The sequence below is a fragment of the Mesorhizobium sp. B2-3-12 genome (assembly GCF_006442205.1).
Classification (GTDB): domain Bacteria; phylum Pseudomonadota; class Alphaproteobacteria; order Rhizobiales; family Rhizobiaceae; genus Mesorhizobium.
The window spans coordinates 944,203-957,072 of sequence record NZ_VFVR01000002.1 but is presented as its reverse complement, the minus strand read 5'-3'; the positions used below and the strand labels follow the sequence as shown (position 1 = coordinate 957,072).

Below are 12,870 nucleotides of genomic sequence, written 5' to 3'. Positions count from 1 at the left end.
CCATTTCCGCTGTCCGCTCCCAAGCAACCCGAGCCGTTCAAGGCGGCGCGTGCGCTGGTTCGGCGCTAATTCTGTTCCCGTGCCGACCGCTGGCACGGATGACCCGCATATAGAGAATTTTCTGGAATAGTTCTAGACAGTTGCAAAGCAAATTTGTGCGATGCGGCAGCGACCGTGCCGCTTCGTTCGAGGGACAGGCAAGGGATGCGGCTGATCGCCGAAAATCTGGGCGGCGAGCGCGGCGGCGAGCCGGTGTTTTCCGGCATCGGGTTTGCGTTGGAGGCCGGGCAGGCGCTGGTCGTGACCGGGCCGAACGGTTCGGGCAAATCGACCTTGCTCAGAGTGGTCGCCGGCCTGTTGCCGAAGATGCAAGGCCGGCTGCTGCTCGAGGGCGGCGGCGACGAATTTCCCTCGATCGCCTCTGCCTGCCACTATCTCGGCCACCAGAACGCAATGAAGACGGCGCTGAGCGTGGCGGAGAATTTGCGCTTCTGGCGGGCGTTTCAAGGCGAAGGCCGGCTCGATGTCGAGGAGGCGCTGGAAACGGTCGGACTGGGCGGCATCGGCCATCTGCCGTTCGGCTATCTCTCGACCGGGCAAAGGCGCCGCGCGGCGATCGCCAAGCTCCTGGTCAGCCATAGGCCGCTGTGGCTGCTGGATGAGCCGACGGCAGGTCTGGACAAGGCTTCGGAGGGGCGGTTCGCGGGGTTGATGCGCGGGTATTGCGCGGAAGGCGGAATGATCGTGGCGGCGACGCACCTGCCGCTGGGATTGGAAGGGGCAGAGTTGAGGATGGGGGAAACGGGTTGATGACAGTGCGAGGCGCCCCCCTCTGCCCTGCCGGGCATCTCCCCCTCAAGGGGGGAGATTGGCAGCTTCAACGTTCCGCCAATCTTTCACCTGTTGTGATTGGCGAAAGCCGAGATGACATCCAATCTCCCCCCTTGCGGGGGAGATGGCCGGCAGGCCAGAGGGGGGGGCCTGGGCGCAGGCATCTCAAATCATGCTAAGCCTCTTCTCCCGCGACATCCGCCTCAATATCCGCGCCGGCGGCGGCGCGCTGACCGGCGTCATCTTCTTTCTCGCCGTCATCGCCACCATTCCGTTCGGCGTCGGCCCAGACCTCAAGCTGCTTGCCCGCATCGGTCCGGCGATCCTGTGGATCGGCGCGCTGCTTGCCTGCCTGCTCGGGCTCGACCGGCTGTTCCAGGCCGACCGCGAGGACGGCTCGCTCGACCTCTTGGTGCTCGGCCACGACCGCCACATGCTGGCGCTGACGGTGCTGGTGAAATGCGTCGCGCATTGGGCGGGCAGCGTCCTGCCGCTGGTGGTCGCCGCTCCCCTGCTCGGCCTGTTCATGAATATGGAACCGCTCGCCATCGGCGCCACGGCGCTGACGCTTCTGGTCGGCACGCCGGCCATCACCTTCATCGGCGCCGTGGGCGCGGCGGTGGCGGTGGCGCTGCCGCGTGGCGGTCTCCTGATCTCGGTGCTGGTGCTGCCGCTGACCATCCCGGTGCTGATCTTCGGCGTCTCGGCGAGCTATGGCGCGACGGCCAATCCCGATCCGTTCCTGCAGCCTTTCCTCATTCTTGCCGCGCTGACCATGTTTCTTGGCGTGCTGGGGCCGACCGCGGCGGCGCTGGCGCTGCGTCATGGGACGGATTGAGGCGGCCACGAGCGGCGGAGGCTGCGGCGCGGCGGCCGATTGCGCGGCCCGTGGCGCGAGGTTAAGGGAAGGCATGAGCGAGCGCAGCGAACGGATCGGGTTGGCGGGCGGCAGGCCAGGAAGGCGGCCGGCATGAGCCCGCACGCACTCTACGTCACCGCCGCCTATGCCATCACGGCAATCGTGCTGGCCGGACTGATCGGCTGGATTCTCATCGACCAGCGGGCACGCAAGCGCGAACTCGCCGAGCTCGAGGCGGCCGGCGTGCGCCGCCGTTCCGACAAGACCAAGGCGGGAAAACCGTGAGCAGCGAAATCGAAACGCCGACGCCGGCCCGTCGCCGCCTGTTCGTGTTCTTGCCGCTGCTGGTCTTCCTCGGCCTGGCCGGACTGTTCCTGTCGCAGCTCTTGTCGGGACGCGATGTCTCGGAAGTGCCCTCGGCGCTCATCGGCCTGCCGGCGCCACGGACGAGCCTGCCGGCGCTGGGGGGGTCGAACCTGCCCGGACTCGACTCGAACGCCTTCGCCGGCAAGGTCACGCTGGTCAATGTCTTTGCGTCGTGGTGCGCGCCATGCCGGGAAGAGCACCCGGTGCTTCTGGGGCTGGCGCAGGACAAGCGGTTCACGATGGCGGCGCTGAATTACAAGGACCGGCCGGAAAATGCCCGCCGGTTCCTCGGCGACCTCGGCAATCCGTTCCAGGCGATCGGCGTCGACGAAGCCGGCCGCACGGCGATCGACTGGGGCGTCTATGGCGTGCCGGAGACCTTCCTCATCGGCAAGGATGGCAAGATAGCCTACAAGCATGTCGGGCCGCTGACGGCGGAATCGGCGCGGACGCTGCTGCTGCCTCGGATCGAGAAGGCATTGGCGGCGCCGGGTTAGGCGCGCCCTTCTTCGTCATTCCAAGGGGAAGCAGGGAGCGGCGTAGGCCCTGAGACGACGAAAATCCGAGGCTACTCCGCAGCCTCTTCGATCTTCTCCATGTCATCGTCCGACAGGCCGAAATGGTGGCCGATCTCGTGGATCAGCACGTGGGTGACGATGTCGCCCAGCGTCTCCTCGTTTTCGGCCCAGTAGTCGAGCATGGCACGGCGGTAGAGCGTGATGCGGTTCGGGCCTTCGCCGGTCTGCGGGTTCCAGCGTTCGGCGATGCCGCGCCCCTCGAACAGGCCGAGCAGGTCGAACGGCGTTTCCAGCGACAGATCGTCCATGATCTCGTCGGTCGGGAATTCGGCGATCTGGATGACGATCTCGCCGGTCAGCTGGCGAAAATCCTCCGGCAGATGGGCGTAGGCCTCCAGGGCCAGGAACTCCAACTCTTCCATCGAGGGCGCGAGTTCGCCATGCCATGTGCGGGTCTTGTAGATGCGGGCCATGCTTTGTCCTTTGATCCCGGCATATAGGCGTTCGCACCGGTCGAGGCAAATATCCCCTATACATCGGCGTTGCGCAGCGGCAGGAATAAATTCCTTATGACTCTGCTTGACTCTTCCAGGCGCCTCTGGAATCTATGTGAACATAACAGGAACAATTGTGAGTGGAAGCTGACCGTCATGGCGATATCAGCCGTGGCGCGGGAGACTGTTTTTGCCCTGCGCCGCCAGATCGCGAAAATCGAGGGAACGCTGCCCGAGCGCCTGCAGGCGCCGGCGCCGGCGACCCTTGATGCCGACGCCGGCGTTGGCCCCGGCGTCGATCTGACGATCGTCCGGCGCGGTCTTGCCGCCGCCTTGCCGGATGCTTTCCTGCCCATCGGCGTCGAGCGGCTCGATGCCGCGCTCGGCGGCGGCCTGCCGAAAGCCGCCCTGACCGAAATCCATGGGCTGGAAACACGCGATGCGGGAGCCGTGGCCGGCTTCGCTTTGTCGCTCGTCAGCCTGATCCTCAACCAGGCGCAAGGCTTGCCCATCCTGTGGATCGGGACATCGGAAATTTTCCACGAGGCCGGCTTTCCCTACGCCAGGGGGCTGCATGCCACCTTCGGCATCGAGCCCGGGCAATTGCTGTTTTCCGAGGCGCCAAGGCTTGTCGATGCGCTGTGGGTCGCCGAGGAGGCGGCCCGCATGACCGCGCTTGCCGCCGTCATCCTGGAAATCCGCGGCAATCCGCAGCGGCTGGACCTGACCGCGACACGCCGCCTGCATGCGCGGGCGCAAGGCGCCGGCCGGCCGGTGTTCCTGCTGCGGCAGGCGGCCGGGCCGGAACCGACGGCGGCGCCTGTCCGTCTGATCGCCGCGTCGGCGCCGGCCGTGCCGCGCGAAACGATCGCCGGGCCGCTCGCCGGTTCGATCGGCCGCCCCGCCTTCACCGTCAGCATCGGCAAGAGCCGCACGGCCCTGCCTGGACAATTCACACTGGAGTGGAACCCCGATGAACGCGGATTCGAAGAAAGAAGGGACAAGGAAAGACGGGCAGAGAATCCTGTCCCTGTGGTTTCCCTATCTGGCGGCCGAAAGGATCCTGCGGCAGCGGCTGGGGAAATCCTGGCGTTCCCGGCCGTCGGATCACCCATCTCACCCACCCCTGGTAATCAGCCACCGCCAGGGCAACGCGCAACGCATCTCGGCCCTCGACGAGCGGGCTGAGGCGCTACACCTGAAGCGCGACATGGGCATTGCCGATGCGCGCGCCATGCATCCCTCGATCGACATCGTCGAGGCCGATCCGGAGGCAGACCGGCGCCTGCTCGAGGGCCTTGCCGACTGGTGTGACCGCTACACGCCACTGGTGGCGCTGGATGGCATTGACGGCCTGTTCCTCGACGTCACCGGCTGCACTCATCTGTTCGGCGGCGAACGCGCCATGCTGGACGAAATCCTGTCGCGCTTCCTCCAGCAGGGTTTCGACGTCCGCGCCGGACTTGCCGGCACCCCCGGAGCCGCCTGGGCGGCGGCCCGCTTTTGTGGCGACCGCATCGTCGCATCGGGCGAGGAGGAAGCCTTGCTTGCCCCCTTGCCGCTGGCCGCCCTTCGCATAGCACAGGAAATCCGTACCAGCCTGGAAAGTGTCGGGCTGCGCACGGCGGGCGCCGTCATGGCCGCACCGCGCGCGCCGCTCGTCCGCCGCTTCGGCGCTTTGCTGCTCCAGCGCCTCGACCAGGCGCTTGGCCGTCTCGACGAGGCGATCTCCCCACGTCTTCCCGTCGCGCCGCTTTCGGTCGAACGGCACCTCGCCGAGCCCGTCACGCTGACGGAGGAGATCGAACGACTGGTCGGCATGCTGGCGACGACCTTGAAAACCGATCTCGAACGCCGCGGCGAAGGCGCAAGGAGCCTGGCGCTGTTGCTCTTTCGCGTCGACGGCGCCGTCAGCCGCATCGCGCTCGGCACCTCGCGGCCCATGCGCGAACCCTTGCTGATCAAGAAATTGTTCCATGAGCGGCTGGCGGCACTGGAGCAGCAAATCGATGCCGGCTATGGCTTCGACCTGGTGCGCCTCTCGGTGCTGGCCGTTGCCGCTTTCGATACGCAGCAGACCGATCTGACCGGTGAAGCGGCCGATGACGGCGCCGACATCGCTCTGTTCGCCGACTGCATCCGCGCCCGCCTCGGCGAGGGCGCGGTCCTGCAGCCGGTCGCCGTGGAAAGCCATCTGCCCGAACGCGCCGTCGCCATCGTCCCCTTCGCCGAAGCGCCGCGCCGGACCACGCCGCCGAAGAAGCCGGACAGGATGCAGGCGCCGATGACCATTTTTCCGCCGGAACGGCCGATCCGGCTGTTCCGCGCGCCCGAGCCCATCGATGTGCCGGTCACCGAAATGCCGGAGGGACCGCCGCTGCATTTTCGTTGGCGCCGCGCGCTGTACCGCGTTACCCGCGCCGAAGGGCCCGAACGCATCGCCGCTGAATGGTGGCGCGAGGCGCCAGGCGATCCGGCGGCATCGACACGCGACTATTTCCGCATCGAGGATGGCGATGGCCGCCGCTACTGGCTCTACCGGCAAGGCCTTTACGGCAACCCGCAAGTGCCGCCACGCTGGTTCATGCACGGGGTCTTCGCATGAACGCGCTGACCGTCTTCCCCTATGCCGAGTTCGGCATTCAGTCGAATTTCTCCTTCCTGCGCGGCGCCTCCAAGCCGGAGGAACTGGTGGTCGCCGCCAAGCTCCTGGGCTTTTCCGCGATCGGGCTCGCCGACCGCAACAGCGTGGCCGGCGTGGTGCGCGCCTGGCAGCAGGCCAAGGTCGAAAAGCTTGCCTATCACCCCGGCTGCCGGCTGGTTTTTGGCGACGGCACGCCGGACATTCTCGCCTATCCCAGGGACCGCGCCGGCTGGGGGCATCTGTGCCGCATGCTCACCCAGGCCAATCTGCGCGACGAGACCGAGAAGGGCGCCACCTTGCTCCGGCGCGACGACCTGCTCGAATGGGGGGACCGGATGGCGCTGGCGGTCCTGCCCGATCTGGCGCAGGGCGCGCAGGACAGTCTTGCCCTGCTGCGCCAGCTCAAGGACCGCTTCGGCAGGGCCCTGCGGCTCGGCGTCTCGCCCTGTTATGCCGGCCATGACCGTTTCCGGATCGAGCAGGCGGCGGCGCTGGCCGAAAGCACCGGTATCCCGCTGATGGCGACCAACGATGTGCTCTATCACACCGCCGAGCGCCGCCCGCTGCAGGATGTGCTGACCGCGATCCGCCTCAATGTTCCGGTCGCTGAGGTGGGGCTGGAGCTGACCGCCAATGCCGAACGCCATCTGAAGCCACCGCTGGAAATGGCGCGCCTGTTCCGCAGGCATCCGCGGGCGCTGGCGGAAACGCTGCGTTTTGCTGAAAGCCTCGAGTTTTCTCTGGAGGAGCTGAAGCACAACTACCCGGAAGAGACAACCGAGGCAGGCGTCGACCCTCAGACCGAACTGGAAAGATTGACTTGGGATGGCGCCAGGAAACGTTACCCCGAGGGCGTCCCTGACAAGGTAGACGGTCTCATCCGGCATGAACTCGCAATTGTCGGCCTGAAGAAATACGCCCGTTATTTCCTTACCGTTCGCGACATCGTTCGGTTCGCGCGTTCAGAGGGTGTTCTGTGTCAAGGACGCGGCTCCGCCGCAAACTCTGTCATTTGCTATTGTCTTGAGATTACGGAAGTCGATCCTAGCCTTCTGGACGTTCTTTTCGAGCGCTTTGTCTCAACGGAGCGTGACGAGCCGCCAGATATTGATGTCGATTTCGAGCATGAAAAGCGCGACGTCGTCATCAAGTATATTTACGACAAATACAGCGCCAAGCGCACGGCACTTGCTGCTGCTGTCATCAGCTATCGCGGCCGCTCGGCGCTGCGTGAAGTAGCGAAGGCCATGGGTCTGTCCGAGGATGTCAGAAGCGCATTGTCGAGCACGATCTGGGGTTGGTCGACCTCCGAGCTTGGCGAGAAAGAAGCTCACGCTGGCGGCATCGATCGCGCCGACCCGCTGGCAAGACTGGTGATCGAGCGCTCCAATGACATTATGGGCTTTCCCCGTTATCTGTCCCAACATGTCGGCGGCTTCGTCATCACAAAGGACCGGCTCGATGAGATTGTCCCCATCGTCAAGACAGCGATGGACGAGCGCAAGATGGTCGAATGGGACAAGGATGACCTCGACAATGTCGGCATCCTCAAAGTCGATGTCCTGGCACTTGGCATGCTTTCTTGCCTGAGGCGCGCCTTTGATCTGTTGGAAACCCACTACGGGGTAAGAGACAAATATGATCGGCGACTGACCCTCGCGACGATTCCCCAAAGGGATGACCGCGTCTACGATATGATCTGCCGCGCAGACACGCTCGGCGTCTTCCAGATCGAGTCGCGCGCCCAGATGTCGATGCTGCCGCGTCTCAGGCCCCGCACATTCTACGATCTCGTTATCGAAGTGGCGATCGTTCGGCCGGGCCCGATTCAGGGGGATATGGTTCACCCCTATCTTCGTCGGCGGCAGGGAAAGGAAAAGATCGAATACCCGAGCAAAGAGCTTGAAGCCATTTTGAAGCGAACGCTCGGCGTGCCGCTGTTTCAAGAGCAGGCAATGAAGATCGCCATCGATGCTGGGGGCTTCTCTCCCGGTGAGGCAGATAAGCTGAGACGTGCGATGGCCACCTTTAAACGCAATGGCACGATCGGAAACTATGAAACGCTAATGGTCGAAGGGATGGTCAAGAAAGGCTATGCCAGAGACTTCGCCGAGCGCTGCTTCAAGCAGATCGAGGGGTTCGGCGAATATGGCTTTCCCGAAAGCCATGCCGCGTCCTTCGCGCTGCTGGTCTATGCCTCCTGCTGGTTCAAGACCTTCTATCCCGACGTCTTCTGCGCCGCGATCCTGAACTCGCAGCCGATGGGGTTTTATCAGCCGGCGCAGCTGGTGCGCGATGCGCGCGACCATGGCGTCGACATCCGCGCGGTCGACGTCAATTTCTCCGTTTGGGACTGCACGCTCGAAAAAGCGCCTTTCGATCCGGGCCGCATCTTGCCGCGCCATGCCGAGATGCGCGGCGTCATCGAGACAAGCCATGCGCTGCGGCTCGGCTTCCGCCAGATCAAGGGCCTGTCGAAGGAGCGCATGGCGGCTTTCGTCGCGCGGCGCGGTTCAGGCTTCGAAACCGTCCGGGACGTCTGGCTGCGCTCCGGCCTCGATGTCGACGAGATCGAGAAGCTGGCGCAGGCCGACGCCTTCCGGTCCATCGGCCTCGATCGCCGCGCGGCACTCTGGGAAGTCCGCGCGCTGGGCGCCAGGAGTGCCGCCGAGAAGCTGCCTTTGTTCGACCAGCCGGCGCTGCGCCTGCGCGAGCTGGAGCCCGAAACGAAGCTGCCGAAAATGCCGCTCGGCGAGCATGTCATCCATGACTACCGCTCGCTCGGCCTGTCGCTGAAGGCGCATCCGGTGGCCTTCCTGCGAGAGCGGCTCGACCGCGCCGGCGTCATCCCCAATGCCAGCCTGCCCTCCGTGCGCGACGGCAGGCGGGTCTCCGTTGCCGGTCTGGTGCTGGTGCGCCAGCGCCCCGGCAAGGGCAATGCGATCTTTCTCACGCTGGAAGACGATAAGGCCGTCGCCAATGTCATCTTCTGGGAGCGGACCTTCACCCGCTTCCGGCCCATCGTCATGGGCGCGCGCTTCGTCAAGGTCAGCGGCAAACTGCAGTCGGAATCCGGTGTGGTGCATATCGTCGCCGAGAAGATCGAGGATCTGACCCCATGGCTGACCGTGCTGCTGGAAAAGGTCAGTGCGGGCGCACCGCCGGCCGCCGATCCGTCGGATCCTGCCGCCAAGGCGAACGATCCGGATCGTTCCAGCCAGCCCGCACTGCGGAAAGTCGGTCAGGATCTCGCCATGCTGTCGGAAGAAGCGGAAAAGGTCATGCCGAAGGGGCGCAATTTTCAGTAGGCGAGGGACTGGCCCTTCCCATCAAACGCTGGCGGGACAGCGCCCCCCTCAGCCCGGCCCGCCCGGCTTCGGCGGCGACAGCACATCCTCGGCCGAGATGGTCCGCGCCTCCGAGGGTAGCATGATCGGGATGCCGTCGCGCACGGGATAGGCGAGCTTGGCGACCCGCGAGACAAGCTCGCCGCGCTCGGGATTCCAGGCCAGCGGCCCCTTGGTCAGCGGGCAGGCCAGCAATTCCAGGAGCTTCGGGTCGACACTGGTTTTCTTGCCGTCACGCCCATCCGCCATCGCATGCCCCTTCCAGCTCCAAGCCTGCGTTCATCCTACTGCAGGCTCGAGCCAAAATCCTCATTCTCGCGCGCCAGCGTCATCTCGGTGATGGCGATCAGCGTCTCGGCCCGCGTTTTCAGGTCCGCTGCTTCGAGCAGCGCCTGCTTCTCGGCCGGCCCGTAGGGCGCCATCATCGACAGCGCGTTGACCAGCATGGCGTTCTCGGCCCGGCTGACGCTTTCCCAGTCGGCTTCCAGATCATTGGCCTGCAGATAGGCACGAAAGGCCCTGAGCAGCGCCGGCCGGTCGATTTCCTCGGCCGCCTGATCCTCGTCGAGATCGGTCAGGAATGGCGCCGGTTTGCACTGGCGAAACGGCGTCTTGGCCGGCAGCTCGTGGGCGATGCGGAAACGGCACACGCCCTGCAGCGAAATCAGGTATCGTCCGTCGCCGGTTTCGGAAAAGGCGATGATGCGACCGATACAGCCGACATTGCAAAGTTCAGGCTCGCCATCCTCGCGCAAGGCCCCATCTAGAGCGGGCTGGATGATGCCGATCAGGCGCGAGCCGGCGACCGCCTGGTCCAGCATCTGCAGGTAGCGCGGCTCGAAGATGTTGAGCGGCATGCGACCACCCGGCAGCAGCAGCGCGCCCTCGAGCGGAAAGATCGGGATCGCCGACGGCAGATCCTTGGCGAGCCGGTAATGCGCGTTTCCCGCTTGCACCTCATTCCTCCGATCGCTTCCGCCGGGAAGCGTCAATCCCGCGTCGCCCTGTCCTATCTGGCGCACAGGCTTGGCGACACAAGCCCATGCGACAAAACAACCGGCAGCCGGCTCAGGAAAACAGCAGCGACGACAGTTTCCGCCGCGCGGCGAGCGTCGCCTCGTCGGTCATGCCCCAGGCCTCGAAGAACTGCAGCAATTGCGTCTTGGCGCCATCCTCGTTCCAGGCGCGGTCGGCCTTGATGATCGACAGCAGATTGTCTGCGGCCGCCGTGCGCTCGCCCCTGGCGTTCTGGATCATGGCCAGATCGAAGCGCGCCTGGTGATCGCCAGGGTTTTCGGCCAGGCGCCGTTCGAATTCGGCCGGGTTGCCGAGTTCGGCGGCTTGCGCGGCAAGCGCCATCTTGGCGCGCAGGGCGGCGAGAACAGGCGCGTCCTTCTTGGCCTCCGGGGCCGTGGCCAACAGCGCCTCGGCGCCTTCCGTGTCGCCGGCCTCGAACAGCAGCTCGCCCAGCCCGGCAATCGCCTCGACCGTTTCCGGCGCCTGCGCCAGGACGGCGTCATAAATGTCGGCGGCGCCCTGCATGTCGCCGGCGTCGCGGGCTTCGGTCGCCGCCGCCAGCGCCTCGGCCACGGCCTGGGCGCCATTGCCCTTGCCACCGACCTTGGTGATGAATTCGTTGATCTGGCTCTCCGGAATGGCGCCCATGAAGCCGTCGACCGGCTGGCCGTCCTTGAAGGCGATGACGGCCGGTATCGACTGGATGCCGAGCTGGCCGGCGATCGAGGGATGGTCGTCGATGTTCATCTTGACCAGCTTGACCTTGCCGCCGGCGGCCTTGACCGCCTTTTCCAGCTGCGGGGTGAGTTGCTTGCACGGCCCGCACCACGGCGCCCAGAAATCGACCAGCACCGGCTGGCGGCGCGATTCCTGGATGACGTCGGCGGCGAAGGCAGCGGTCGTCGTGTCCTTGATGACCTCGCCGACGGGGCCTGCGGGCGCTTCGCCAAGCGCGGCCTTCGCCGGGGCCGGCGCCGTTCCGCCATATTGGACCGTGGTGGCATACTGGCCGCCATTGTTCCCGAATGATCCGCCAAACGGATTGTTGTCGCTCATCTCGTCACCCTTTCGGTCGCGCCCGCCGGCCCGCGGCTCCGCGCAATGTCGTATTGGAAATCGGCTTCGCCATCCATGTGGCGATCAAGCCGAGACTTTCAAGATAGCAGCATCGTGTCCGGTTGCCTCGACGAATCTGATGAGGTCGGCCGCCGCGATCGACGTCGTCGCCTCATTGGTCAGCGGATGCGCGTTGATGACCGAATGCTCCATCAGATCCTTGTCGAGCACCAGCTTGACCCTTTTCGCCGTGTCGTTGATGACGCCGAAGACGGTGACCGCGCCCGGCGTGACGCCCAGAAGCTCCAGCAGCATCTCCGGCTTGCCGAAGGAGACCCGGCTGGCGGCGCCGATCAGCTGGTGGATCTGCTTGAGATCGACAACCGCGTCCTCGCCGACGGTGACCAGGAAGAAATTGTCCTTCTTGTCCTTCAGGAACAGGTTTTTCGTGTGCCCGCCGGCGATTTCGCCGCGCAGCGCCTGCGAATCGGCGACCGTATAGAGCGGCGGATGGCGTATCGTCGAAACGGCGATGCCCAGGTCGGCGAGAAAGGCGAAAAGCTCGGCTTCGGTCTTCGGCATTGGTTTTCTTCTCGGGCTTGGTGTGAGGCCATGCCGTTTATCGCATTGCCCGGAGAATCGGAATCGTTTTTGCGCAAGTCCGAAGCGCCGAGCCGCGAAAGCCGGCGATTCCCACGCACGCCGCGCCGACACGCGCGCCGCAATGCCGTGGCAGCCCACGCCATCGCCTGGCGGAAGGCGCAAAATCCGGCCGGCGCCTTGTCCGCACGGGCTAGCCGGCTTCATTGCGCCGGGTTGCAAAAAGCCTGCTATTTCCCTGTTGCAATCGCCGCGCTCTTCAGCCATATAGGCCCGGCTTGCGGCCAAGACGCCGTGTGAGCGGGTGTAGCTCAGGGGTAGAGCACAACCTTGCCAAGGTTGGGGTCGAGCGTTCGAATCGCTTCACCCGCTCCAATTTCCTCCAGGGAAATCAGGCATCGAAAAGCCGCGGTCCGCCGCGGCTTTTTCGCGTTTGGGGCGGACGCTGGTCTCGTCGCCACGGCCGAGGCCCCAGGATTCCCGGAAGTCACATAAAATTACAGCAGGAACGCTTCCCGCCGGGCCTCGTTAGCCTCCATCAATCCAAAGATGGAGAAAATGATGCAGAACATTTCTGGCAAGCGCATCGCCGTTCTGGCCACCAACGGCTTTGAACAGTCCGAATTGGAAGTTCCGTTGAAAAAACTGCGCGAAGCGGGTGCGCAAGTGGATGTCGTGTCGCTCGCAAGCGGCGAGATCAGAGGCTGGGATCACAAGGATTGGGGACGGAGCGTTCCCGTCGATAAGACCCTGGATGAAGCGCGGGTGGACGACTACGATGCCATCGTTCTGCCTGGCGGCGTCATCAATCCCGACCTGCTGCGGGTCGAGCGGAAGGCATTGGACTTCGTCAAATCATTCTGGTCCGCCAAGAAGGTCGTCGGTGCGATCTGCCACGCGCCCTGGCTTCTTGTGGAGACCGGGATCGCCAAGGGGCGCCGCGTCACGTCTTACAAGTCGGTCAAGACCGATGTGATCAATGCCGGCGGTCTTTGGGAAGACAGTGCCGTCGTCACCGATCAGGGGCTCGTCACCAGTCGCAATCCCGGCGATCTCGACGCGTTCTGCGACAAGCTCACCGAGGAGATCAGGGAGGGCGCCCACGACCGGCGGGCAGCGGCATAGCTCGCCTGTCGAC

Annotated in this window: 13 protein-coding genes and 1 tRNA gene; 9 read left to right on the top strand and 5 right to left on the bottom strand. The window is 64.9% G+C overall.

Annotation, left to right across the window (positions count from 1 at the left end; genetic code table 11):
- Positions 1-204: 204 nt before the first annotated feature.
- From ccmA to FJ948_RS09955, 4 genes are all read left to right on the top strand, one after another.
- Positions 205-810, top strand: a complete 606-nt coding sequence (ccmA, locus tag FJ948_RS09975) for a heme ABC exporter ATP-binding protein CcmA (protein WP_140703736.1) — start codon at positions 205-207, stop codon at positions 808-810.
- Between the two features lie 193 nt (positions 811-1,003).
- Complete coding sequence (ccmB, locus tag FJ948_RS09965; RefSeq protein ID WP_140703734.1) at positions 1,004-1,669, top strand: heme exporter protein CcmB; 666 nt, start codon at positions 1,004-1,006, stop codon at positions 1,667-1,669.
- A 132-nt stretch (positions 1,670-1,801) separates the two neighbouring features.
- Positions 1,802-1,975: a heme exporter protein CcmD gene (gene ccmD, locus FJ948_RS09960; protein ID WP_140703732.1), complete on the top strand. Its 174-nt coding sequence runs from the start codon at positions 1,802-1,804 to the stop codon at positions 1,973-1,975.
- Positions 1,972-2,553 (top strand): DsbE family thiol:disulfide interchange protein, encoded by a 582-nt coding sequence (locus tag FJ948_RS09955; RefSeq protein WP_140703730.1) that lies wholly within the window; start codon positions 1,972-1,974, stop codon positions 2,551-2,553. The genes ccmD and FJ948_RS09955 overlap by 4 nt, the downstream gene beginning before the upstream one ends.
- Positions 2,554-2,624: 71 nt before the next feature.
- Here the strand turns inward: FJ948_RS09955 and FJ948_RS09950 are convergent, their stop codons facing one another.
- The gene (locus FJ948_RS09950) at positions 2,625-3,047 is read right to left on the bottom strand and encodes a metallopeptidase family protein (RefSeq protein WP_140703729.1); all 423 of its coding nucleotides are present in this window, start codon (positions 3,045-3,047) and stop codon (positions 2,625-2,627) included.
- A gap of 177 nt (positions 3,048-3,224) precedes the next feature.
- On the opposite strand from FJ948_RS09950, the gene FJ948_RS30545 reads away from it, so the two are divergent.
- From FJ948_RS30545 to FJ948_RS09935, 3 genes are read left to right on the top strand one after another with little or no spacing between them, the layout of a single operon-like run.
- Positions 3,225-4,256 carry a hypothetical protein gene (locus FJ948_RS30545; RefSeq protein ID WP_140703727.1) on the top strand — a complete coding sequence of 344 codons (1,032 nt, stop codon included), beginning with the start codon at positions 3,225-3,227 and terminating at the stop codon, positions 4,254-4,256.
- On the top strand, positions 4,144-5,673 hold the full coding sequence (locus FJ948_RS09940; RefSeq protein ID WP_246677495.1) for a DNA polymerase Y family protein: 1,530 nt from the start codon (positions 4,144-4,146) through the stop codon (positions 5,671-5,673). The genes FJ948_RS30545 and FJ948_RS09940 overlap by 113 nt, the downstream gene beginning before the upstream one ends.
- On the top strand, positions 5,670-9,020 hold the full coding sequence (locus FJ948_RS09935; protein WP_140703725.1) for an error-prone DNA polymerase: 3,351 nt from the start codon (positions 5,670-5,672) through the stop codon (positions 9,018-9,020). Before FJ948_RS09940 ends, FJ948_RS09935 begins: the two co-directional genes overlap by 4 nt.
- Before the next feature lie 48 nt (positions 9,021-9,068).
- On the opposite strand, the gene FJ948_RS09930 is transcribed toward FJ948_RS09935, so the two are convergent.
- The 4 genes from FJ948_RS09930 to FJ948_RS09915 form a co-directional block, all read right to left on the bottom strand.
- Positions 9,069-9,308 carry a Trm112 family protein gene (locus tag FJ948_RS09930; RefSeq protein ID WP_140703723.1) on the bottom strand — a complete coding sequence of 80 codons (240 nt, stop codon included), beginning with the start codon at positions 9,306-9,308 and terminating at the stop codon, positions 9,069-9,071.
- Positions 9,309-9,343: 35 nt separating this feature from the next.
- The gene (locus tag FJ948_RS09925) at positions 9,344-10,015 is read right to left on the bottom strand and encodes an LON peptidase substrate-binding domain-containing protein (protein ID WP_140703722.1); all 672 of its coding nucleotides are present in this window, start codon (positions 10,013-10,015) and stop codon (positions 9,344-9,346) included.
- Positions 10,016-10,127: 112 nt separating this feature from the next.
- Complete coding sequence (gene trxA / locus FJ948_RS09920; protein ID WP_140703720.1) at positions 10,128-11,132, bottom strand: thioredoxin; 1,005 nt, start codon at positions 11,130-11,132, stop codon at positions 10,128-10,130.
- A gap of 84 nt (positions 11,133-11,216) precedes the next feature.
- Positions 11,217-11,714, bottom strand: a complete 498-nt coding sequence (locus FJ948_RS09915) for a prolyl-tRNA synthetase associated domain-containing protein (protein WP_140703718.1) — start codon at positions 11,712-11,714, stop codon at positions 11,217-11,219.
- Between the two features lie 318 nt (positions 11,715-12,032).
- On the opposite strand from FJ948_RS09915, the gene FJ948_RS09910 reads away from it, so the two are divergent.
- Together FJ948_RS09910 and FJ948_RS09905 are read left to right on the top strand one after the other, a co-directional pair.
- A tRNA-Gly gene (locus FJ948_RS09910) sits at positions 12,033-12,107 on the top strand.
- Positions 12,108-12,293: 186 nt separating this feature from the next.
- Positions 12,294-12,857, top strand: a complete 564-nt coding sequence (locus FJ948_RS09905) for a type 1 glutamine amidotransferase domain-containing protein (protein WP_140703989.1) — start codon at positions 12,294-12,296, stop codon at positions 12,855-12,857.
- Positions 12,858-12,870: the final 13 nt, after the last annotated feature.

Excerpts from the sequence above, each read along its gene's own strand:
- FJ948_RS09935 (WP_140703725.1), top strand. The coding sequence starts at position 5,670 with ATGAACGCGCTGACCGTCTTCCCCTATGCCGAGTTCGGCATTCAGTCG.
- FJ948_RS09915 (WP_140703718.1), bottom strand. The coding sequence starts at position 11,714 with ATGCCGAAGACCGAAGCCGAGCTTTTCGCCTTTCTCGCCGACCTGGGC.
- FJ948_RS30545 (WP_140703727.1), top strand. The coding sequence starts at position 3,225 with ATGGCGATATCAGCCGTGGCGCGGGAGACTGTTTTTGCCCTGCGCCGC.
- ccmA (WP_140703736.1), top strand. The coding sequence starts at position 205 with ATGCGGCTGATCGCCGAAAATCTGGGCGGCGAGCGCGGCGGCGAGCCG.
- FJ948_RS09905 (WP_140703989.1), top strand. The coding sequence starts at position 12,294 with ATGCAGAACATTTCTGGCAAGCGCATCGCCGTTCTGGCCACCAACGGC.
- FJ948_RS09950 (WP_140703729.1), bottom strand. The coding sequence starts at position 3,047 with ATGGCCCGCATCTACAAGACCCGCACATGGCATGGCGAACTCGCGCCC.
- FJ948_RS09930 (WP_140703723.1), bottom strand. The coding sequence starts at position 9,308 with ATGGCGGATGGGCGTGACGGCAAGAAAACCAGTGTCGACCCGAAGCTC.
- ccmD (WP_140703732.1), top strand. The coding sequence starts at position 1,802 with ATGAGCCCGCACGCACTCTACGTCACCGCCGCCTATGCCATCACGGCA.
- trxA (WP_140703720.1), bottom strand. The coding sequence starts at position 11,132 with ATGAGCGACAACAATCCGTTTGGCGGATCATTCGGGAACAATGGCGGC.
- ccmB (WP_140703734.1), top strand. The coding sequence starts at position 1,004 with ATGCTAAGCCTCTTCTCCCGCGACATCCGCCTCAATATCCGCGCCGGC.